Source organism: Emticicia agri, from assembly GCF_004168285.1.
GTDB classification, from domain to species: domain Bacteria; phylum Bacteroidota; class Bacteroidia; order Cytophagales; family Spirosomataceae; genus Emticicia; species Emticicia agri.
On record NZ_SEWF01000012.1, the window covers coordinates 143917 to 167251 of the forward strand.

Here is a 23335-nt window from a genome sequence, read left to right on the forward strand (position 1 = left end):
AATTATCAAAATAAAGGCATGGCTCTTTTGTTAATAAATCTTCTTCACATTTTTTGTTCCCCTTTAGGGGTTAGGGGTTCTTCGTTCTCCATCACTTCCTGTAATCCAGAGCCGGTTTACGGTCCCCTACCAATGATGTATATTTAAAGTTGGCACCTCTAACTTTCTGAAATTCTTCTTTGGCTTTTTTCACAGTTTCAGGGCTTTCAAATAATTGAGTAGCCGTAAGTGCTAATGTTTTAGCGGCTATCATCATACCTTTACGGCCAATGCTCATGCCTCCTGCGGCTACTGCCTGCCAGCTATGTGCCGGAGTACCCGGTACCCAGGTGGCTACACTCAGCCCAACAGTTGGCACAGCCCAGCTTACATCACCCACATCTGTTGAGCCACCAGCTCCGGTTTTTTCAACGTCCAATGGTTTAATGCCTGTGGCATCTTCATACCTTAAATGGTCTAAACCTAAGTTTTTTGATAGTTTTTCGGCATAGGACTTTTCTTCTGGTGTATAGGTAAGACCACCTACTTTAACCAGGTTATCCTGCATCACTTGTGTCAGTGTTTCATTGGCCAATAGTTCGTAAGTACCTCCTGTCAGTTCCCATTCTACACGTGTATCTGTACCTAAAGCTGCTCCTTTGGCCGCTTTTTCGATACGAGACCACACATCAATGACAATATCTCGGCGAGGATTACGGGCATAATAGTACACTTCGGCAAAATCAGGGACTACATTTGGTGCTTTACCTCCATTGGTAATTACATAATGGATACGTGAATCGGAAGGTACGTGTTCACGCAACATATTTACCATGTTATTCATGGCTTCTACGCCGTCTAATGCCGAACGTCCTTTTTCGGGAGAAGCCGAGGCATGAGCAGATACCCCGTAGAATCTGAATTTACCTGATTTATTGGCTAATGATGTACCGAAACTGGCAGTATTGAAAGAACTTGGATGCCAATGCAAAACAGCATCTACATCATTAAATAATCCGGCACGAACCATATAGACTTTACCCGAGCCACCCTCTTCAGCAGGGCAGCCATAAAAACGGATAGTACCTTTTATATTGTTGGCTTTCATGTATTCTTTTACAGCAATGGCAGCAGCGGCCGAAGCTGTACCGAACAAATGATGCCCACAGGCATGGCCTGCGCTACTACCAATAGATTTCTGGTCGAAAGTAGAATCCTGTGAAAAACCGGGTAAGGCATCGTATTCACCTAAAATACCAATCACGGGCTTACCCTCTCCAAAAGACGCCACAAAGGCCGTAGGAATTTCAGCAACGCCTTTCTGAATCGTAAAGCCCTCTTTAGCTAACGTTTCCTGCAATAAAGCCGAACTTTTAGTTTCCTGATACCCTACTTCGGCATAGTTCCAGATTTGTTTGGCAATACCGCCATAGTACATTTCTTTTTTCGAAATGCTTTGCAACATCTGATTTTTTTTATCTTGTGCGGATAAATGAACACTGAGCAGTAAAATGACAAAGAGTGATAAAAGGTGTTTCATGTGTATTGATGTAAGTAGTTTAGTGTAAGATAAGCACAAAAAAATAAAGATTCAGACAATAAAACAATACTGTCTGAATCTTTATGCAAATAAAATAGTAACTATATAACCCTAATTGGCTGATGCCTGTTGTTGAATAGTCTCTTTCAAATCTTCAAGACCACAGATTTCTTTTTTTACCAAATCAGGTCTTGAACTTGAAATCAAATGTCCTGATTCAGGGATAAAGATAAATCTGGCGTTTTTATTCCCCTGCAACATTTTTTTGGCAAAAGTAAAGTTGGTGGTGTCCACAATCCAATCCTGCCCGCCACACATCACGGTTACATCTGACTGAATTTTCGGCCATTCATTTTTTAATTTTCTCAATTCGGCCACATGGGCATATTTTTCGTCAGTAGCGGTATTCATGCGCTCAGGCAAAAACCATCTGACCATGAAAAACTTTCCGTATTTAGAGAACCACCAGAATTTTTCTGTGTCGGGGTCAATGGCAGGAGATAATAGAATTACTTTTTTCACCAGTTCAGGATACATAGCGGCAATTTCGGCAGCTACGGGTGCACCATAAGAACGCCCCACTATAATCGCTTTTTTGCCTGAATGGTTACTTTTCAATGCCATTACAATGGCTTGTGCCTGCTCAACAAGGCTATAAACCCGCTTTTTTGGTTTTTTCTGTGATTTACCATAACCGGGCCTGTCAACCGATATCAGGTGAAACTGATGTTGCAAAGCGCTATCATCAAGCATATTCAGGTAGCCGTCCCATGCACCCGGGGCGCCATGAATAAACAAGACAGGTTGTGCCGTATCAGCCCCGAAAGTTACATAATGCAATTTGAGGGAGTCGTTTTCAACCATGTGATACAAAGGCTTGGCAAATTTATCACGGTAGTGCTCTTTAATTTCTGATTCGGTCATAATCCATCTGCTGAAACAAGAGCCAAGAAGCATACTTAGAGCCACAAAAGCTACAAATCTTTTGCTTCTGCCGTTTAAGTGTTTAATTCGGTTCACTACAATTATTTTATTAATTACATTTTCAAAGGCTTACAGGTATAACGTAATAAGCCCTCTAATCGTTTACTTGCTTCTTTTAAAAATTATTAAATTTTCATAACTTAAGTCCAAATTTCTTGCCTGCCATTGCTTTGATAATCCCCTGAAACTCAAGATTCAGCAATAAAGAAGCCAGTCGGTTAATAGGTATCTGAGTCTGAAAACTCAGGTTATCAATCTGGGTTTCGCCATGTGTGCGCAAATAAGCAATAACCTGTCCTTCTTCCTGCGTAAATTGTGTCAGGTCAATCTCCGGTTCTCTGGGTTTGGTTCTGGCTGTACCTGTACTTTCCAAACCCCAGTTCATGGCTTCTATTATATCATTTACCTCAGTAAATATATTGGCTTTGTTTTCTTTAATCAGCTTATGACAACCCATTGAATATTTATTGGCAAGGCTCCCCGGCACTGCAAAAACTTCATGGTGGTAGTTATTGGCAAAATCGGCAGTTACCAGAGCTCCACCCTTATCAGCCGACTCTACCACGATGTTGACATCGCTTAGTCCGGCAATAATTCTGTTGCGGGCTATAAACAGGTTGCGGATGGGTTTCATTCCAAAGGGACTTTCTGATAATAGTCCGCCTTTATCAAGCATCTGTTCGGCATATTTCTTATGAGCCGCCGGATAAATAATATCCAGTCCGCTGGCCATTACCCCAATGGTTGGCACATCGTTGTCAATAGCAGCTTTGTGTGCGGCTATATCAATTCCATAGGCTAAACCACTGATGATACTTACCCCATAAGGCTTTAGCTGCTCCACTATTTCTTCGGTTACTTTTCTCCCATATTCGGTTGCCTGCCTTGTACCTACCATCCCCACAGTGCGTAAAGCACTTAAATCACCATTGCCTTTGAAATAGAGAATGGCAGGAGAATCATAGAGGCTTTTAAGTCGTGCAGGGTAATCTTTATCAATCGAAAAGTAGAGTTTTATCTGCTGTTTTTCCGCTTCTTTCAAAATATTCTCAGCTTTCGGCAGAAGTGCTTTGTCTCTCAATCCATCAATAATTTGTTTACCAACTCCAGGCGTTTTCAGCAGTTTATCGGTTTTTGCCTTAAATACATTTTCTGCCGAGCCTAAGCTACTGATTAATTGCCTGAACATAATACTTCCCACACCCTCAACCAATGTTAAAGCAAGCTGATATTGTTTTTCCATGTAGTGTTGTATTCTATACTTTTTAGTCTTTCTCTATTTATTTATATCGGACTTCAATCAATGGTGTTATGTCCATAATATCCATCAGAACCAGATACTGGCTGTTTCTGACTTTATCTATACTAAAAGCCACCGTTTTCTTGTTTATCTTTACGCTTTTTATCTGTTTATAGTCAGGCAAGAGTAGTTTAATAGCATAATTAGACGGGCTACCTGCTAACATCAGATTTATGGTTTTTGCTTTCATATCATGATTAAAAGTATAGCTGACATTTTTTTTAGTCGGCCCATACTCTACCCTTACTTCGGCTGTGTTTTTTCCGGCGGCCAGCCATCTTGGGGCAATTTCAACTTTATCAAACAATTGCCCTTTGTCTATCACTCCGGCCAGGCCTTCAATCATGGCACTCATAATGGCGGCCTGCCCCCAGTTATCAGGTATGCCAGCATCTACTTTTCCTTCCGGTGTGTATGATACAGGTAATTTATCACCATGTTTAGTATTCAATTCAATCATTCTTTCCAGAATATCTACACCATATTGCTCGTACCCATGCTGAAAAGCTGCTTTGGCCAGTTCTCCGCCTACAATGGTATTTACGCCACCATTCATATAAGACCCGGGTTTATAGCCTGCAAAATCGGGTTCAACAGGTGGATATACCCCAAACCATTCGGCAAAAGCATTTTCTACATTATTTCCTTTCAGTTTCTGATAGTTGGCAATAATCGATTGCGCCATTTCCTGGGTTGGTAGACCTCTGTTAATATCGTAAGGGTTCGATAAACTCAGAGTGTGTCTATGGTCTATTTTCAGATAGGCGGGCGAGGGGTCGTCTTCTATAAAATGTGCGTAGTATTCGCCATTCCAGCAAAGCTGATTTGCCCACTGTCTGATAGCTTCACCCTTTTCTTTCCAGAAATTTACCTTATCCTGATTGTTAGAAGCTGAATAAATAGCCGAGAGTTGCATACAAGCCGCATACAGGCCACTATTGTCGCCGTGCATGATGCCCATAGGTGTTTTTTCATCAATATTAAAAATACCATTCTGCACATCAAAACCCTGTTTTTTGTACTCCTCTCGTGAGGTGGGTAATTGCATAAAATCCCAGGTATCGAGTGTATAGCCACGCTTGGCTAACTGAAACCTGGCCGACCACCGTAAAGGGTCGGTCATAATATAATTCAGACCCTTTTCAAGATTCGGCAACCACTTTTTTATATAATTATCGTCTCCCGTAGACTGCCAGATATAATAAGCGCCCTCAACCATCAGGTATTCCAAATCAGCTTCAACAGGCAAGCGGTGCATCTGTATAGAGTCTCTTGAAAGAATTTTCCAGTATCTTTTTTCAAACAGATTCATCCGATGATTGACAGGTTCGGCTATGGGGTAATAGTAATCAAAATACAAGCCTTCCTTGGTTTGGTTCTCCATAAAAAACTCCCAGAAACTGCTTATTTCAGGCTCCATGTATTTCATGGCTTTCATTACATGCACATTGTCCCGAATCCATTGCACAAACTGGTTTCTTCTTTTTCCGCCAAAGTGAAGTGTTTTCCTATATTCAGATTCGGTTAATTGCTTTTTCAGGCTGTTCAGAAAAACGCCGTATTGGTCGGTGCCTTTACCAAAATGGGTTTGTCCGAAAACAAAATCTGAACAAAAGAACAGGAGTGTAATTAATACAATAACAGAGAGTCTCATAGGTTGAAAAGATAAAATAATAGATTGTACTCTGTCTGAATGCTTTTACTAACAATATATAGCATTAATTGAGCATGAGCCGGACACCCTTATTTTTTCAGGATATATTCTCCCCAGATAGGATAATGGTCTGAATAAGGGATTTCAGAAAAGGTTTCGAAACGTTTCAGTTCATAATACCTGTCGTCATAAAACTGGTTATCAATTCTTAAAAATCCCGGTGAGCGATGGTAGGTAAAACCAAACCCTCTCCCCTTTTCTTCAAACGCATTTTTCAGGTATTTAAGGGTGCGGCCATAAGTGTAGCCATAAGGAACCTCATTAAAATCTCCTACCAAGATAATCGGATAAGGGCTATTTTTTATCCAGAGTTCCAGTTCAATCATCTGAATAATTCTATCACTGAAACCTTCTTTCAACTGATGATAAATAGTTTTGGCTTCTTTCTTGGCTTTCTCTTTATCGTCTCCGGCATCTAAAACCCGATTGACACGCACACCCATTGAACGTAACTGTACATTTATTACCCTGATGGTATCTTTTCCAACCACTATATCGGCTGATAAAAGTCCGTTATGATTAATCGCCCAGTGCTTTTCTTCTTTTCTGATGATGGGGTATTTTGAAAAAATAGCCAAGCCGATAGAACCTTGCCCTTCATCGTTACCTGGTGTAGAATGTACATAAGTATAATAAGGATGAGTAACCCTAAATTTCTGAATCATGCGGTACTGAGGAATATAATCAACGTTGAATAACTCCTGTACACATTTAATATCTGCCTCTAAGGCTACCGCAGTTCTGATTAATTTAATAGCATTAACAGTATCACGTTTTAAGCTATAGCTATCAATATCGCACCACATCAGGTTGTAGGATAATACAGAAATTCCTTTTCGTTTATCTGATTCATCAATCGGGTGCCAGGTAAGCGTGCGGAGAATAAGGGGAAAACCAATTAACAGAATACCTATGGAAATAAATGCCCTGCGGGATTTTCTGAAAGTCCAGAGTATAATAAAAAGAATATTTCCGGCAAAGGCAATGGGTAGTGAGAGCATCAGAAAGCCCCCGAGCCAATGCTTTACACTTACCGAATAACTCAGTTGGTACACTAATAAAGTATATAGCGCCAGCATCATATTCAGAAAGAATAAGAATCGTTTCAGGAAAAGTCTGATAAGTTCTATCATTCGATTTTATACATAAAATCAGGATGAAACCCTGATGCTGTCTAAACCAATGGTTTTGGCTTTGGGTGTTATGGTAACGGTTCAAACAGTTTCCTAAAAATAGTTGCTTCTGATGAAAACGAAAAACGATAGATTGAATTAAATATTGATTTATAAAAAATATTCCTCACTTGCGCTTGACAATATTATTATTTTTCCAATTTTTAGGACTATTCTCATAATTCAACAAACTCACACAAAACTTTTTCTCATTTACTGATAGGAACAACACCAAATTCGCTTTTTACCGATTCCTACGAATAGTCTTATTTCTTCGGATACCTCAACCCAAATATCTATAAAAAATACAAATTCTGGGAATTAGTAAAACCAGTAAAGAAATTTGTTCAGTTTTATCAATTAGCAGACACATAAGGTATATACGATAGAGGCAAAGAATTATACTATCCGATTAAGAATAAATTATGAATTGGATTTATAAAACAAAAACCCTTGCTTATTCAGCAAGGGCATTGGCTGGGCTTTTTCATAATTTTGTATATTAAATCAATGGGTGTAAAACATTGATAAAACTGCGTGGATTCAGAATATTAGTTGATTATTAGTCATTTTCATCTAATTCAAATATTTCTTCAACAGTTTTTCCGAATATCCTGGCAATTTTCATGGCCAGCACTGCCGATGGCACATATTTATTGCTCTCGATAGCGTTGATGGTCTGGCGGCTCACGTGGATGCGTTCGGCTAAGTCAGCTTGCGTAATGTCAAGAATAGCCCGTTCGATTCTGATTCTGTTTCTCATAGCTTCAACTGTTCTGTAATTTACCATTTGCCTCAAACGAAGGCTTCATGAATAAAATGTAGTGGAATCTGATAATAAACAATAGTAACGGGGTGAACATATTATAAACTATCACACTGAAAAAGGCCATTCCATGAATAAAAATGGTAGCAAGAATCAGAAGTGCGAAATTGAGATAAATAGCCCATTGTAATGATTCAAGGCGAATTTTAGATACATATTCATCTTCTATTCTCACTCTTGAAAAAGCCACTAAAAGTAAACCAACTATGGTACCTATAGCCGCAATTTCATCGGTAAAGTTCAAATAAGAAATGGTATCAGTGGCACTACCACTACCGTTTGCTGTATGAAAAGTATCTGTAAAAATGTATTCAAAGGGCAACTTCACCGTAAGGAAATCGAAAGAGAAATCACCAATCAGCACACAAAGTCCTAAAATTAAAGATGGGATAGCCATCAGCCATCCGATGAGCTTGTAACGATGGGGAAATAAGAATCTTGGTTCCATAATTTTGTATTGTTTTGTTTATGTAAAATATAACGCACCAAAAGTAAAATAAACTTTACATTTTGACAAATTTATTTGATATTATTTTATCACAAATTTTATTCAAAGCCGAATATGATTTTTATCAGCTTTTCATAAAGCCTTCTTCTTTATCTTTGTAAAAATTTCAATAGTGATGAATGATATTCAGAACAGAGCAGATATAGAACTGCTGGTAAATAGTTTTTACGAGAAAGTACATAAAGATTTTGACCTTGCTCCTGTTTTTGTAATGCCTGAGACCGAATGGGACAGACATATCACAAGGGTTGTGAATTTCTGGGAAAACTGGCTTTTTCAGACAGGAAGCTATAATGGGGGTATGATGTGGGTACACCTGCAAGCCAATCAGAAACATGGGCTTACCACCGAACGATTTGAGCGTTGGCTTTCTTTATGGTTTATTACGGCTGATACCTTGTTTGAAGGACCAAGGGCAGAGTTTGTCAAAAGCAAAGCATTAGAAATCGGTCAGATTATGAATGCCAAAATGAACAATAATAGCTAACTATTCAGAAACTTTTCAATTTCTCTATTATAAACTTCCGGTTCTTCAACAGAAGAAGTATGTCCTCCTCCCTCAAAAATAATGAGTTTTGAGTTTTTGATGAGTGAATGAATCTTTTGCGCTTTTTCGGGTTTGGTAGCTACGTCCTGGTCGCCTACCATGATCAGCGTCGGGCAGTTAATCTGATGAATCTCCTCAGCAATACCTTTTCTGTAAATCACGCCATCTACTGCTTTGGTGATACCTTTGCGGTTATTCGATTTTAACTGGTTAACCCAGTATTTTTTCTCTTCTGCCCTATTCGGGTCAGTCAGAAACTTCTTCCCGAACATAATCTGCATCACTTTAGTAATCACTGGAAAAAAGCCAATGTATTTCACAATGGTATTCAGCATTTTATATTTAGGCACATTTTCGGCAGGTTCGGGGTCGGCAGTTGTTTCAAGCAGTATGAGTTTTTTAATCAGGTCAGGTTTTCTGGCTGCCAACCGCATCCCAACGAATCCACCCATCGAAAGTCCGGCAAAAATCACAGGTTTCCCTACTAATTTTTCTATCAACACGGCGGCATCTTCATACAAAGTATCCATGTCATAACCCTCTGTCGGAGCATCTGTTTTTCCTTGTCCACGATGGTCGTAAGTGATAACTCTGTATTTGTTTTTAAAATACGCTACCTGCTTATGAAACATCTGTCCGCTCCAAAGAAGGCCATGAGAAAAGATAATAGTTTCATCACCGCTTCCGGTTTCTTCATAATAATAGTTTACTCCGTTAATTAGTGTTTTAGGCATAGTGGTGTCTTAATAAATGATAGCATATTGTTAAACTATTCCAAGATTAATCCTATTTCATAGTCCCGGGTTGTTACTTTTTTTACCTGAAAAAAAGTAACGCAAAAAAGCAGGTGTCATTTAAACTCACACAATTAAAAATTCGATATATCTTCCCTTCATAGTTATTTTCTGTCTCAATTTTTAATCGTAGACTGGCCGTCCGCCTCAATAGGAAATGACATTACAAGGATACAATTTTTAGTTTTTATTTTCTCTTCAAATACAACTTACTATAGAATTGGTTAATAATTCTAAAAACGATTTGAAAAATCGTGATACATTTATAGTTCTACCATCAGTTTAATCATTTCTTCAAGGTATCTTCTTGCTTTGCGGTCGGCACCGTCTGAATAGCGGTTGATGATGAAAGCAAACGACATCAGTTCTCCGTTAGCCGCCGTATAATAGCCTGAAAAAGCCCTTGTATTGGCAATAGAACCACTCTTGGCTCTTACATTACCCACAGCCTTCGACCCTTTTGCCAGATTCTGTACGGTTCCGGTAATACCAACTACAGGAATAGACGCATAAAAATCATTAAATGCACTATCCCGTCGCATCGCAAACAGAATATCTACTAAATTATTAGCTGTGAGTACACCTGACGGAGACAATCCGCTTCCATCACGTATCATGAATCCTTGCAAATCTACTCCTTTCTGCGACCATACAAATTTCTCTGCTTTTACACCTGCATCAAAACCCGCATCTTTCGAGAGCGTGTGGCCGACCGTTTTCAGAAAAGCATCGGCATAAAGGTTAATACTCTGAAAGTTGCAGTGCTGGGCAAGTGTAGAAAGAGAGGGTGAATCGTAACTGAGAATCAGGTTTCTCGGCTTTCTGGTATCCTGAAACCCTGGTTTAAAATTCTGATAGCTTATTACTTCATTACTTGTCTGTCCTTGCATTTCCTGAAACTTTCGTTGCACATGGTAAGCGAGAAAATAGGCCGGGTCTGGCAAAGAACCTTTTACTACAAAATCGGCAGGCCCAATCGGAACAGTCCCTTCTGAAATGATTGTATTACTGAAAGGCGTATTATAAACCAACACATTATCGCCTGAGCCTCGTTCAGCCGTTGTTACTTTATTGATATAGTTGATATTCGGAACTAATGGTGAAAGTCTTGATACAGGAGCATCTTCACCTAACGATTTACCTGGTTTAAAATGAATTTCATATAGGTTTTCATTAATGTTCAGTCCACTTACACCAGCCCCGTAATAATTGCCAATATCACCCCATACCCACGAATCAGCAAGGGTATTATCCGGGAAAATACTTCCATCACCAATAATATTCCCCTCAATTTTCTTAATCCCATACTCTTTGATTTTCAATGCAAAAAGATTGACTATCTGCTGAAAATCCATTCCAACTCTTGAAGAGCCCAACGAGGGGTCTCCCGTACCTCTGATATAAATATTCCCTTTCAGCACGCTGTCTGCTATGGTACCATCATATTCAAGAAAGGTCTGATATCGATAATTGGGGCCTAAAACCGATAAAGCGGTAGCTGTGGAAACCAATTTGAGTGTCGAGGCAGAGTTGACCGATTTACGGGCATTGAACTGAATTTTATATTCGCCTGTCTGTGTTGACCTGATAGAAGCCGCCACCACTCCGGTACTGATTTCTTTGTCGTTCTGAATACTATCTAATAGTTGCTGAAACTTTTGGAGGGGAGAACTTAGTTGTAGTATAACAAATAAAAATAGCTTCATAGAGACAATACAGGTTTAGGCAAGGGATTATGGCAAAAACGAATTTAAAGGAAATGGTTAGCAAAAAAAAGATTTCTTTCCTTAATTTGTGACTGAATATGAAGCAGAACTTATTCTGCATTAATATTTTTTAATTTTTTGATAGCATTTTCGTATGAAAATAACTTTTTGGGGAGCGGCAAGACAGGTATCAGGTAGTATGGTACTACTTGAGTTTGATGATGAATATAAGGTTTTAATTGATTGTGGTACTGATTTAGAAAGAGAAAACAACCCCGAAAAACCTAAGTTAGCATATGGCATTTTTCCATTCGACCCCTCATTAATAAACTTAGTAATCCTTACTCACGCCCATATCGACCATTCGGGTCAGATTCCTAATTTATACAAAGAGGGCTTTGAAGGGCAGGTTTTATGTACCAAACCTACGATGGATTTAAGCGAATTGCTTTTACTTGACTCAGCATCGCTGAACCAGCGGAAGTTTAAGCTGATACATGACAGCAAGAAAAGGTCGAAAAAGAGAAAAGATGTCGATTCGAGAGAATTATACCTTGAAAGACAAGTGAAAGAAGCAATGGACAATTTTGTACCGATTGCTTTCGACCAGCGTTTTAAGTTTAAAGATGACGGCTACGTTACTTTTATTCCGGCAGGGCATTTATTAGGGGCAGCCCACGTGTATATTGAGTTTTGGGAAGAGGGTCAGAAAAAAACATTAGGTTTTTCGGGCGATATAGGTCGTAAAAACTACCCCTTGTTAATTGACCCGCAACCACTACCACCCGTTGATTACCTGATAACAGAAACTACCTACGGCGACCGCCACCATATTGACCAGGATGAAGCTGAAAATATTTTAGCCGGAATCATCCAGAAAGCCTGTATTGATGTGCCTGGGCGGCTCATTATTCCTTCTTTCAGTGTTGGGCGTACGCAGGCTATGCTATACACACTCAATAAATTATATACCGAAAAAGGCTTTACGCCTATCAAGGTTTTCACTGATAGCCCGTTGGCAAAGGCCAGTTCAAGAGTGTATGAAAAGAGTGTAAAACTGCTCAATAAACACGCCCGTACGTTTCATGAAGAAAATGAATCTTTGTTTGATTTCGAGAATCTGATATATTTGGAGTCGAATCAGGCAAGTAAAGCCGTTTCCAATCATTCAGAGCCTTGTATTATTATATCGGCTTCGGGCATGGTACAGGGGGGTAGAGTTGAACACCATATTGAGGCTAATATCAGTAATCCTTATGCTACAATTCTGATGGTAGGCTATGCCAGCGAAGGCACGCTTGGTTGGAAATTACTGAATGGCGAACGCAAAGAACTGAGCATTAGAGGGCAGAAATTTCCGGTAAATGCCACTATTTTAAGAATTGATGTATTCAGCGGGCATGGAGATTTCAAAGATTTGACTAATTTCGTGGCCGCTCAGGATATAAATAAAGTAAAAAAGGTATTTCTGGTTCATGGCGAGCATCTGACCATGCAGAATTTTAAACTTACACTTGAACAAAAGGGGTATCAGCAGATTGAGATACCTGACAAAGGACAAACTTACGAAATTTAACAAAGCCTATATAGGTAATTCGTTTTATGAGAACTCTTCTTGATTTTGAAAAACCCATTGCAGAGCTTGAAGCCAAACTTGATGATATGCAACGCCTGGCCGATGAAAATAATGTGGACGTGAGAGAGGCTGTGAGAAGTCTTTCGGAAAATATTCTTAATTTAAAGAAAGAAACTTTTTCGAATCTGACACGCTGGCAGAGAGTGCAATTATCTCGCCACCCCGACCGTCCTTATACCTTAGACTATATTGAAAAAATATGTCAGGAGTTTCATGAACTGCATGGCGACCGAACTGTAAGAGACGATCCGGCTATTGTAGGAGGTTTTGCAGACATTGATGGTAAAACCGTAATGCTGATTGGTCAGCAGAAAGGGCGCAAAACCAAGGAAAGACAATACAGAAACTTTGGCATGCCCAACCCTGAGGGCTATAGAAAAGCCCTGAGATTGATGAAAATGGCTGAAAAATTCAATAAGCCCATTGTTACCTTAATCGATACTCCGGGTGCATTTCCGGGACTGGAAGCCGAAGAACGTGGGCAAGCCGAAGCCATTGCCAAAAACCTGCGTGAAATGTGTGTGCTAAAAGTACCTGTTATTTGCATCATTATTGGCGAAGGTGCCTCCGGTGGCGCTTTAGGCATTGCCATTGGCGATAAAGTGCTGATGTTGGAAAACTCATGGTATTCGGTTATTTCTCCTGAAAACTGTTCGACCATCTTGTGGCGTAGCTGGGATTATAAAGAACAAGCCGCCGAAGCACTAAAACCAACGGCAACCGATATGCTTCAGAATAAATTAATTGATGGCATTATTGAAGAACCCCTCGGTGGTGCTCATCTTGATTGGGACGATATGTCAGATCGTTTAAAAACAAGAATCCTATCTGAAATTGAAGCCTTGGAAAAACAATCTCCACAAGAGAGAATTGATGCCCGCATCGAAAAATTCTGCTCAATGGGATTCTTTGAAGAAGCGTAAGAATCAAATAATAAAATATCAAAAGCGAGTAATGGTTTGGGCTGTTACTCGCTTTTTTTGTCTACTCACAATATCCCTATTGTAGCTGCATAAAGCATCGTTAAATCAATGTGGTATAATTGTGCAATTTTAAGAGCGATTTGAAGTTTTGGTTGCACCTTGTCGCTCTCAAGGCGGCAATACGAACTTTGGTCAACACCAATAAAGTCTGCAACATGGGCTTGTGAATAACCCCTTTCTAATCTAAGTTTACGAAGTTTAGTTCCAAATGTCATAGCAAAAAATTGTTTATAAAGAGGTATTATGTAAATGTCGAAAAGATATTACAAAAAAGCAATTTTTACATTGATTTTTGATTATAAAAAAGTTATGCTAAAACGCATAACGATTATGCGTTTTAGCATAGAGTTTCATAGGAGCTTTACTTATACTTGCATAGAATTTAATTAATAATGGTTGTCAAAAAGAGTTGAATGTTCCAACACAAACTGTTACTACACTAAAACAAGTTGAAGAATCCCAAAATCTGAATTTTTAAAAAGAAAGTCAGACTAATACAAATTTACTTGAAATTGAAAAAGTTGAGGCCTATCCTTTAAATGATAATTTCAAGAATAAAATAAAACTTAATGAAATTGAAAAGGAGTTTGGAAAACTAAATACTAATCACTCGCAACGAACCATATTAAAGAACAGAAAAGATATAAGCTACGTTATTATACCGTTCCAAAATTCAAGTAACTCGCTATTTATATACTTAAACGATAATGAAAAAATTACTCTTTTCATTTTTGAGTCAAATTTCAAAGACGCTAAAAACGGAACTTTTTATATTAAAGATGTTGAAAAGACTGTAATAATCCATGAAGTTTACTCTGATGGAAAACTCTTTTTAAATAATAAAAATGGTCGAATAAGGAAGGAAAATGAATGTTATGCTTGTGTTACCACAGGATACAATATTATGAAGAATGCTTGCGAAAGTGATCCAATTTGTGATATCGCTTGCGATTTAGCTTCTGTAACGTGTAAAGCCACTTTTTTAACAACTGCTTTAGCTACTTGTACCAGTGGATCTTGCAGCCCTGCTTGTCCATGTAACCCTTTTGATTGATTTTTCTATGAAGCCAAAGTTAATTATTATATTATTTTTATCCGGTTATGTTGTTCTAACTATTGGGATTGCATTATTTTCTATCAATCATAGAGATATAGGAAGAATATTTATGGTAGCAGGCTTTGCAGTTTTTACTATTTGTATTTTTGGTCTTATATCTTTGCTTTATAAAAAATATTTCAAGAAGTAATCTTTATTGGTTAGGATTTATAGTACTCATGGTTCAATGCTTAAAAGTGAACTATAAATTCTAACCAAACTCCTTCAATAAACTGAAAATGGCTATTCATGTTTTAGATTAGCCTATGTTAATAATAGATTAATCAGATTATTATGAAAAATATATTGGCTTTTTATCGGTTGACATCAACCCGACCTTATATTATTACAATAATCTTTGTTTTTCTGTACCTGTTAATTGACATATTAGTAAGTAATCTTATTTTAAGATTTCAAATACGAGTATCATTGATTTTTTTATTGTTGCTTATCGCCATTTTCAATTACATAGGTACCTATCTATTCAATGATAACGAATTACGCACCAGAAGGTTAATTACTTGTATAGTTGGTATTGCTTTTATTATATTTTATATTATTTATTTTGAGCCTTAAAATATATCGTGAAATGTCCCTTTTAGTATTGCATATCAAAAAAAGTAGTTTCAGACTCCATGGCCTTGATTGATGTGTAGTCATTTTTTTTATTTCCGAAGTCTTGTTCTGCAAAATATTTCGAAAGTGTCAGACGTTTAACAACAGTTTGACACTTTTTTAATGCTCAATCTCTACCAAAATCTGTATGAAAGTAAAAGCCGTTATTTTTGACTTCGGAAACGTTATCATCAACATCGACATCCCTCGTACCTTCCAGGCCTTTGCCAGTCTTACAGGCAAACGACAAGCAGTTATTGAAAAACTCGTTTTAGAAAATCAGCTATTCAGACGTTATGAAACCGGGCAGTTTACTGATATTGAGTTCAGAGAGATTGTCAGACAAACCGTTGGCTTTCCGCTAAGTGACCATGAAGTGGATAGAGCATGGAACTCTCTTCTGCTGGATATTCCGCAGGAAAGAATTGATTTTTTGATAGAACTCCGTAAGAAATATCCAATTTACTTATTGAGTAATACTAACAATATTCATATTGAGGCTTCAAACTCATACCTAAAAAAAACATTTGGCTACCGACACCTCGACGAATTATTCGACCAGTTGTTTCTGTCTTACGAAATCGGCATGTGGAAACCCGATGCCGAAATCTACCATTATGTCCTGGAAACCATTAACCTGAAACCTCACGAAGTATTGTTCTTAGACGATAATCCTCATAATATTCAGTCAGCAAGTGCTTTAGGTATGCAAACAATTTTGGTAGAACCACCAACTTGTATTACTGAATATTGTAAAACGATTTTTTAAATCGTTTCTTTGCACTTCAATTATACTTAGCTAATGAAGCAAAACCGAACGTTACTGATACAAATTACCCTATTTATCGTTACGCTTATTACCACAACAATTACCGGGGCTGAATGGATTTTTGGCAATTCATTCTTTTTTGGTTCAAATCCGATGGGGTGGGATGAATTAAAGGAAGGCCTTAACTATTCGATTCCTTTTTTGGGGGTTCTCACCATTCATGAATTCGGGCACTACTACGTGGCAAGAAAGCATAAAACAGAGGTAACACTCCCATTCTATATCCCTTTATGGTTAGGTGGTCTTAGTTCTACCTTTGGCACTTTAGGTGCATTTATCCGTATCAAAGAGCGTATCCAATCACGAGTAAAATATTTTGATATTGGCATTGCAGGCCCTTTGGCAGGTTTTGTAGCCGCTTTGGTTGTGCTTTGGTATGGATTTACCCACCTGCCAAGTCTTGATTATGTTTTCAACCTGTTTCCGCAACTCAACCAGTACGGCATGGAGTACGGAAAGTTTCTGGAAACCACACCTGATTATATTTCCATCAAACTTGGAGATAGCCTGTTGTTCAGATTTTTTCAGGATTATATAGCGGTCGGCGACCTTCCTCACCCCTATCTTTATACCAACTATCCGATTATTTTTGCAGGCTATTTATCACTTTTCTTTACGGCTCTCAACCTTTTTCCTATCGGGCAGTTAGACGGCGGGCATATTCTTTATGGTTTAATTGGCGACAGAGCTTTTAATATCGTGTCTCCTATCCTGTTTACAGCCTTTGTATTTTATGCAGGTTTAGGCTTGTTTAAAGTAGATGAGTTCTTCATGCCCAATACAGATATTATCTGGAAATTTGCCCTCTATATTGGCTTTACCTACCTATGTTTTTCGAGAATTTCGGAAAATCTTATCACAAATCTTCTGATAACCCTGAGTGTTATTGCGATTCAGTTAATAATCACGTATTTTTACCCCACAGTTGAGGGGTACTCAGGATTTTTAGCTTTTGGTTTAATGATTGGCCGCTTCTTAGGAATCTATCACCCTCCAACCCACGACAAGAAACCGCTCACCTTAGAAAGGCAGATTTTAGGTTGGCTTGCGCTGTTGATTTTTATTTTGTGCTTTACACCAAAGCCATTTATTATTATACAAAATGCTTAGTTGGCTATCAAAATCCATTTTCAGGCTTGCCGGATGGAAAACAATTGATAATCTACCGCCTGACCTGAAAAAGGGTATGTTTGCCGTAGCACCGCATGCCACCTGGTATGATTTTCTGGTTGGTGTAGGAGCACGCTCTGATTTAGGGAAATCTATCAAGTATCTGGGCAAAGCCGAACTGTTTCGTCCGCCTTTTGGTTGGCTATTCAAGGCTTTGGGTGGTACACCCGTGATACGCTCGCATAGTACAAACTTTGTACAACAGGTTGCCGAAACCTTTAACAGGCATGAAAGGCTTCTGGTGGCTATTGCTCCCGAGGGTACACGCAAAAACGTAGCAAGGTTGAAAACAGGCTTTTATTATATGGCTCATGCAGCCAAAGTCCCTATCGTTATGGTGGGTTTCGACTATCCCAAAAAAACCGTTTTTGTTGAGAAGCCATTTTATACGAGCGGAGACTTTGAAGCAGATATGAAAAAATATTTTATTCCTTTTTTCAATCAGATTGAGGGTACAAAAAAAGATTGGTTAGCCAATTACGAAAAAGGGGAGTTTTAAATAAATTGATTAATTAATGAGCAGGTTCATCCGGGTGCAATGAAAAAACAAACACAATCCATAAGAATTCAGACCAAACGTTCACAATATAGAGAACATTCTACACCACTATTTCTGACCAGTAGTTTTTGCTTTGAAGATGCCGAACAGGGAAAGGCCTTGTTTGACGAAACACTGGAGGGCAATATCTACTCCCGTTTTTCAAATCCATCAGTACAGGAGTTTGTTGACAAAGTTTGTATGCTCGAAAACTGTGAGGAAGGACTGGCTACTGCTACGGGTATGGCAGCCGTATTTGCGGGATTTGCCGCACATCTTAAATCAGGCGACCATGTGGTTTCGTCAAGAGCATTATTCGGTTCTGCGCATCAGATTCTTACACAAATATTGTCTAAGTGGGGGGTTACCCATACTTACTTAGATGCAACTGCACCAGAAAGCGAATGGGAAGCGGCAGTTCAGCCTAATACCCGAATGATATACTTGGAAACACCATCGAATCCGGGATTGGAACTGGTTGATATGGCTATGGTTGGGCGTATTGCTAAAAAACACAACCTGATTTATTATGTGGACAACTGTTTTGCGACACCTATTATACATACCCCAACCGACTACGGTGCCAACCTGATTGTACATTCGGCCACCAAGTTTATGGATGGCCAGGGGCGTGTATTAGGGGGGGTTATTACCGGAACAAAAGAACTGATAGCACCTGTACGTTTCTTTTGCAGACATACGGGGCCATCAATGTCGCCATTCAATGCCTGGGTATTGTCTAAGAGCCTGGAAACACTCGAAATCAGAATGCAGAGACATTGTGAGAATGCCATTAAATTGGCAAAGGCATTGGAGAAAATGGAGGGCGTTATAAATGTAAAATATCCTCACCTGCCTTCTCATCCACAATATGAACTGGCGAAAAAACAAATGAAAGCTGGTGGAGCGATTGTTACTTTTGAATTAGAGGGTGGATTTGAGCGGGTAACCCGTTTTACGCAAAAACTGAAAATTGTTTCGTTATCGTCAAACTTAGGCGATTCCCGTACCATTATTACCAACCCTAATACAACTACCCATAGCAAATTACCGAAAGAAGATAAAGTAAAATTAGGTATTACCGAAGGTTTAATCCGCCTTTCAGTAGGCTTAGAAGATGTCAGTGATTTAATTGCCGATTTTAAACAAGCAGCTAAAAAGAGTATGTAAAAAGCCCTATGACTGTTGAACAACAATATATTGCAGAGATAGTTAAAGCTGAAAACATCAGAACTTTTACAGTTTTTAATAAACTGACCAATACGCTTTTTTTTGAGAAGGCACAGGCTCAGGAAGAAATACTTTTGCTGAAAGCGAATATAGAATCGCTCAATAAAATCATAAAAAGCAAGGACGAGGAGATAAAAAAATTAAAAATAAAGCAAAAAAATCAAGATTTTATTGAAAAAAAACAAGAAATTAAAAAAGAAAGTGTTAAAATTGTAGCTAATAAAGTACGACAGTCTGAAGAAAAGGCTCAATTGAAGAAAATAATAGAAGATTTAATACAAGAGATTGATGTGTGCGTTGAGTTGCTGAACGAAGAATAGTTTAACCTAAAACAGCCCTTGAAGGTGAATCAACAATGGCAGATAGTGAAAAAATAGAAATCAATTTAAGGGTACTACAAAGGGTAGTTACGCTTAAAATTCAGCCTGAGTTAGAACCTTATTTTCGTAATGCGGGTAACTTCGTTAATCAACGCCTTAATTTTTATATGAAAAAAAATGAAGAGGGTGATATGGATTTTTTAGACTTTCTAATCATTGTCGCCATTGAAGGAGTAGTTGAAAACCAAAAAAATCAGGATAAATACCTTTTGTTGCAACAAGACCTCGACAAACGGTTAGAAGACCTCAGTAATCGCCTTACTCTCAATTAATATTCTACGTTTCTTCATCAAAGCTGTTCTGCTTATCTGTCAATCAAATCATTTTTGATAGGGTTTTGTTTGGGCTGTTGTCCCATCATAGCCGGACTCTATGCAACAAAAATGGTTTTTGTATCATTCTTAATTTTTTAAAACATATAAATTGATGTCAGAAATCATGACTATGCTCTTCTCAGACCTATTGGCTTTGGTAATAGGATTCTTTGTTGGCAGGGCATTCATTAAGAAAACTTTCCAAACCAAAGAGGCCGAAGCCGAAGTACGTGCCAATGAATTGCTAAAAAACGCTCAGTTAACAGCCGAAAACGTAAAAAAAGACAAAATTTTAGAAGCCAAAGAACACTTTTTGAAGTTGAAAGCCGAGTTTGATGAAGATGCCAACAAGCGCAAAAACTTTATCATTCAGAATGAGCAGAAAGTAAAACAGATGCAACAACAGGCTGCCCAGATGTTAGAGCAAAACAAACGTAGAGAAACCGAATTAGATACTTTACAAAACAAGCTCAACGAACAGATTGAGGTAGCAAATAAGCGTAAGGAAGAAGCCGAGCGAATGCTTGGCCAACAGGTAGAGCAATTAGAAAAAATTGCCAACCTGACTGCCGACCAGGCCAAACAACAATTGATTGACGCCCTGAAAGGCGAAGCCGAAACAAAAGCCTCTTCGTATATCAAACAAACGATTGAAGAAGCTAAATTATCAGCAACTAAAGAGTCTAAAAAGATTATTATCGAGACTATTCAGCGTACTGCTTCTGAACAGGCCATTGAAAACTGCGTATCGGTATTTAATATTGAAAGCGATGAGGTAAAAGGTAAAATCATTGGTCGTGAAGGACGTAATATCCGTGCATTAGAAGCCGCTACGGGTGTTGAAGTAATTGTGGACGATACCCCTGAAGCCATTGTCATTTCGAGCTTTGACCCGGTTCGCCGTGAGATTGCCCGCTTGTCTTTACACCGTTTAGTACAAGACGGTCGTATCCACCCTGCCCGTATCGAAGAGGTAGTAGGTAAAACCAAAAAAGACATAGAAAACGAAATTGTTGAAATTGGCGAACGTACCGTTATCGACTTAGGTATTCATGGCCTGCATCCTGAACTTATCAGAATGATTGGCAGAATGCGCTTCCGTTCGTCGTACGGACAAAACCTTTTGCAACACTCTCGTGAAGTAGCTAAAATGTGTGCCACTATGGCGGCTGAACTGGGTTTGAATGCGAAACTGGCCAAGCGTGCAGGTTTATTGCATGATATTGGTAAAGTATGGCACGAAGAACAAGAGTTGCCACACGCTTTGTTGGGTATGGAACTGGCTAAGAAATACAAAGAACATCCTGAGGTTATTAATGCCATTGGTGCTCACCACGATGAGATTGAAATGACTTCCATGATTTCGCCTATCATTCAGGTTTGTGATGCTATTTCGGGTTCTCGCCCGGGTGCAAGACGTGAAATGATGGAATCTTATGTACAACGTCTGCGTGATTTGGAAGACCTGGCACTATCGTTCAATGGAGTTGAGAAATGCTATGCCATTCAGGCCGGACGTGAGTTACGTGTGATTGTAGACTCTGAAAATGTAACAGATGAAATTGCAAGCAAAATGTCGTTTGATATTTCACAACGCATCGAAAAAGAAATGCAGTATCCTGGACAAATAAAGGTAACTGTGATTCGTGAAATGCGTAGTGTGGCTTATGCGAAATAAGTTTTTTTTGCGATACACTAAACCTCTCTCCTATTGATTTGGAGAGGGGCTTTTTTGTGGTTTTGGTATTTTATTTTCACTCCATATTACTTTCGGTGGCTGAGCGAAGTCGAAGCCACTTGCCAATAAATTTTGGATTAGTTACCAATAAAAAAAGGTTTAAAAACCAAGAACATACGAACCCCGGGCTTCGACTACGCTCAGCCACCGAAAGATGTTTACTACTTCATAATAAATTTTTCAAATATCCCCCTTCTCCATGAATCATAAAGATTTTACATTTGTTGCACTAAAAAGCAACAACAAAGAATTATGTCCATCACCAAAGAATCAGAATTAGTGGGTATGAGAAAAGTGAGCGAAGCTGTAGCGCTCACGTTGAAAGAAATGCGTAATTATGCCAAACCGGGCATGACTACTAAAGAATTAGATGATTTCGGTGCTCAGTTATTAGCTGATTTAGGTGCTAAACCTGCTCCCTCGCTTACGTATGGCTTTCCGGGTGCCACTTGTATCAGTGTCAATAATGAAGTAGCACATGGCATTCCATCCACAAAAACCATTTTAAAAGCAGGAGATTTAATTAATATTGATGTATCGGCCGAATTAGATGGGTATTGGTCTGATAACGGAGGTTCTTTTGTATTAGGTGAAGACACCCATCAACATCAGGCTTTAGTTGCAACCTCTAAACGCATACTTAAAAAAGCCATCAGCCAGATTAAAGGCGGTGTAAGAATAGCTGACATAGGCAGACTGATTGAAACTGAAGCTAAAAAATCAGGCTATAAAGTTATCAGAAATCTGACCGGACATGGCATTGGCAGAAGTCTGCATGAAGAACCCCATGAAATTGCCAATTTCTACGACAGATATAATACAACCCGATTCAGAAAAAACTCGGTAGTAGCCGTAGAAACCTTTATTTCCACCCATTCCACAATGGCAGATACCCAAAGCGATGGATGGACGTTACTGGGCAACAAAGGCGGCTACGTAGCCCAACATGAGCACACTATTGTAGTAACAGCCGACCAACCCATTATATTGACTGAAATGAATGGGGGTAATCCTAATAATGTAATGCTTTTATTTCAAGATTGTAATTGCAAATAAAATACTTTATTGCTCCTATATGGTTTTCTAAAGATTTAGAAAAACTTAATGATTTTCTAACTAATCTGGCTACCCTTTGTCTTAATGTTCCATTAAAACGTTCAATATATGCCGTCAAACCACTATCCTTTCCTACTCCAAAATGATTCTCTTTTTCAAAAGTAGTTATGTATGCTTGCCAGTAGTCAGAGAAAAAACCAGTATTACCCTTGAAAACAGCAGGTATTTTTTCATAGAAAACTTGTGCATCTTTGCTTGAACGACTGCCTATATGAAAGGCAATAATTTGTCTATTAATAGGGTTTAGTGCTAACCATAACCATTGTTTATTGGCTCTCTTACCTACAAAAGTCCACATCTCATCTAATTGAATACCATAATACTCAACCCTTACCCCTCTCTGTTTACTATATAATTCATTGACTAATAAATCGTTATTTTCTATGTCAGATAAGTAATAATTAGTAACTACATCTTCTATAACTACCTCATTATCTGATACTTGAATGTACTCTTGTAATGCAATCGAATTTTTTTTATAACCTCTATCCTTCCGATTTCTTCATCCATTCTATCTCCTAAATAAGATTCAATATCCGGCAAAGTCAAATCAGCGTTTAAATCATCGGGTAGGGATTTATATAAGTCTTTGATGTAAGATAATAGCCACTGCTGACTCA

At 38.5% G+C, this 23335-nt stretch carries 24 protein-coding genes; 12 read left to right on the plus strand and 12 right to left on the minus strand.

Features of this window, described 5'->3' with window-relative positions; translation table 11 throughout:
• Positions 1-91: 91 nt before the first annotated feature.
• The 7 genes from EWM59_RS10545 to EWM59_RS10575 all read right to left on the minus strand — a co-directional run bounded on the left by EWM59_RS10545 (position 92) and on the right by EWM59_RS10575 (position 7963).
• Positions 92-1519 carry an amidohydrolase gene (locus tag EWM59_RS10545; protein WP_130020931.1) on the minus strand — a complete coding sequence of 476 codons (1428 nt, stop codon included), beginning with the start codon at positions 1517-1519 and terminating at the stop codon, positions 92-94.
• 111 nt (positions 1520-1630) lie between these two features.
• Positions 1631-2539, minus strand: coding sequence for an alpha/beta fold hydrolase (locus EWM59_RS10550; protein ID WP_229239334.1), 909 nt, complete (start codon positions 2537-2539; stop codon positions 1631-1633).
• 97 nt (positions 2540-2636) lie between these two features.
• Complete coding sequence (gene dprA, locus EWM59_RS10555; RefSeq protein WP_130020932.1) at positions 2637-3746, minus strand: DNA-processing protein DprA; 1110 nt, start codon at positions 3744-3746, stop codon at positions 2637-2639.
• Positions 3747-3783: 37 nt separating this feature from the next.
• Complete coding sequence (locus EWM59_RS10560; RefSeq protein WP_130020933.1) at positions 3784-5457, minus strand: glucosidase family protein; 1674 nt, start codon at positions 5455-5457, stop codon at positions 3784-3786.
• Positions 5458-5546: 89 nt separating this feature from the next.
• Entirely contained in the window at positions 5547-6650 is a 1104-nt protein-coding gene (locus EWM59_RS10565) for an endonuclease/exonuclease/phosphatase family protein (RefSeq protein ID WP_130020934.1), read from the minus strand.
• Positions 6651-7251: 601 nt separating this feature from the next.
• Complete coding sequence (locus EWM59_RS10570) at positions 7252-7452, minus strand: helix-turn-helix transcriptional regulator (RefSeq protein WP_130020935.1); 201 nt, start codon at positions 7450-7452, stop codon at positions 7252-7254.
• Between the two features lie 4 nt (positions 7453-7456).
• Positions 7457-7963, minus strand: coding sequence for a hypothetical protein (locus tag EWM59_RS10575; RefSeq protein WP_130020936.1), 507 nt, complete (start codon positions 7961-7963; stop codon positions 7457-7459).
• A gap of 175 nt (positions 7964-8138) precedes the next feature.
• Here EWM59_RS10575 and EWM59_RS10580 point away from each other — a divergent pair, with 175 nt between their 5' ends.
• The gene (locus EWM59_RS10580; protein WP_130020937.1) at positions 8139-8510 is read left to right on the plus strand and encodes a group III truncated hemoglobin; all 372 of its coding nucleotides are present in this window, start codon (positions 8139-8141) and stop codon (positions 8508-8510) included.
• On the opposite strand, the gene EWM59_RS10585 is transcribed toward EWM59_RS10580, so the two are convergent.
• Positions 8507-9304, minus strand: coding sequence for an alpha/beta fold hydrolase (locus EWM59_RS10585; protein ID WP_130020938.1), 798 nt, complete (start codon positions 9302-9304; stop codon positions 8507-8509). The genes EWM59_RS10580 and EWM59_RS10585 overlap by 4 nt on opposite strands.
• A gap of 323 nt (positions 9305-9627) precedes the next feature.
• Positions 9628-11070: a D-alanyl-D-alanine carboxypeptidase/D-alanyl-D-alanine endopeptidase gene (dacB, locus tag EWM59_RS10590; protein ID WP_130020939.1), complete on the minus strand. Its 1443-nt coding sequence runs from the start codon at positions 11068-11070 to the stop codon at positions 9628-9630.
• A gap of 154 nt (positions 11071-11224) precedes the next feature.
• Here dacB and EWM59_RS10595 point away from each other — a divergent pair, with 154 nt between their 5' ends.
• Together EWM59_RS10595 and EWM59_RS10600 are read left to right on the plus strand one after the other, a co-directional pair.
• Positions 11225-12646, plus strand: coding sequence for an MBL fold metallo-hydrolase (locus EWM59_RS10595; RefSeq protein WP_130020940.1), 1422 nt, complete (start codon positions 11225-11227; stop codon positions 12644-12646).
• A gap of 26 nt (positions 12647-12672) precedes the next feature.
• Positions 12673-13629 (plus strand): acetyl-CoA carboxylase carboxyltransferase subunit alpha, encoded by a 957-nt coding sequence (locus EWM59_RS10600; protein ID WP_130020941.1) that lies wholly within the window; start codon positions 12673-12675, stop codon positions 13627-13629.
• 65 nt (positions 13630-13694) lie between these two features.
• Here EWM59_RS10600 and EWM59_RS10605 read toward each other — a convergent pair whose 3' ends face one another.
• Positions 13695-13904, minus strand: a complete 210-nt coding sequence (locus tag EWM59_RS10605; protein WP_130020942.1) for a helix-turn-helix transcriptional regulator — start codon at positions 13902-13904, stop codon at positions 13695-13697.
• Between the two features lie 795 nt (positions 13905-14699).
• On the opposite strand from EWM59_RS10605, the gene EWM59_RS10610 reads away from it, so the two are divergent.
• The 9 genes from EWM59_RS10610 (at position 14700) to map (ending at position 22655) form a co-directional block, all read left to right on the plus strand.
• Positions 14700-14936 carry a hypothetical protein gene (locus EWM59_RS10610; RefSeq protein ID WP_130020943.1) on the plus strand — a complete coding sequence of 79 codons (237 nt, stop codon included), beginning with the start codon at positions 14700-14702 and terminating at the stop codon, positions 14934-14936.
• A 612-nt stretch (positions 14937-15548) separates the two neighbouring features.
• Entirely contained in the window at positions 15549-16169 is a 621-nt protein-coding gene (locus EWM59_RS10615) for an HAD family hydrolase (RefSeq protein ID WP_130020944.1), read from the plus strand.
• Positions 16170-16202: 33 nt separating this feature from the next.
• Positions 16203-17339: a site-2 protease family protein gene (locus EWM59_RS10620; RefSeq protein WP_130020945.1), complete on the plus strand. Its 1137-nt coding sequence runs from the start codon at positions 16203-16205 to the stop codon at positions 17337-17339.
• On the plus strand, positions 17332-17898 hold the full coding sequence (locus EWM59_RS10625) for a 1-acyl-sn-glycerol-3-phosphate acyltransferase (RefSeq protein ID WP_130020946.1): 567 nt from the start codon (positions 17332-17334) through the stop codon (positions 17896-17898). Before EWM59_RS10620 ends, EWM59_RS10625 begins: the two co-directional genes overlap by 8 nt.
• A gap of 39 nt (positions 17899-17937) precedes the next feature.
• Positions 17938-19107 carry a trans-sulfuration enzyme family protein gene (locus tag EWM59_RS10630; RefSeq protein WP_130020947.1) on the plus strand — a complete coding sequence of 390 codons (1170 nt, stop codon included), beginning with the start codon at positions 17938-17940 and terminating at the stop codon, positions 19105-19107.
• A gap of 8 nt (positions 19108-19115) precedes the next feature.
• Positions 19116-19487 carry a hypothetical protein gene (locus tag EWM59_RS10635; protein ID WP_130020948.1) on the plus strand — a complete coding sequence of 124 codons (372 nt, stop codon included), beginning with the start codon at positions 19116-19118 and terminating at the stop codon, positions 19485-19487.
• Positions 19488-19522: 35 nt separating this feature from the next.
• Entirely contained in the window at positions 19523-19819 is a 297-nt protein-coding gene (gene zapA / locus EWM59_RS10640) for a cell division protein ZapA (RefSeq protein ID WP_130020949.1), read from the plus strand.
• A gap of 154 nt (positions 19820-19973) precedes the next feature.
• Complete coding sequence (rny, locus tag EWM59_RS10645) at positions 19974-21539, plus strand: ribonuclease Y (protein ID WP_130020950.1); 1566 nt, start codon at positions 19974-19976, stop codon at positions 21537-21539.
• A 312-nt stretch (positions 21540-21851) separates the two neighbouring features.
• On the plus strand, positions 21852-22655 hold the full coding sequence (map, locus tag EWM59_RS10650; RefSeq protein WP_130020951.1) for a type I methionyl aminopeptidase: 804 nt from the start codon (positions 21852-21854) through the stop codon (positions 22653-22655).
• Here the strand turns inward: map and EWM59_RS10655 are convergent.
• Positions 22612-23181 carry an IS1 family transposase gene (locus tag EWM59_RS10655; RefSeq protein WP_310587907.1) on the minus strand — a complete coding sequence of 190 codons (570 nt, stop codon included), beginning with the start codon at positions 23179-23181 and terminating at the stop codon, positions 22612-22614. The two genes, map and EWM59_RS10655, sit on opposite strands and share 44 nt — an antisense overlap.
• A partial coding sequence (locus tag EWM59_RS28230; RefSeq protein ID WP_207219970.1) for a hypothetical protein occupies positions 23139-23335 on the minus strand: 197 nt, incomplete at its 5' end. The genes EWM59_RS10655 and EWM59_RS28230, both read right to left, overlap by 43 nt.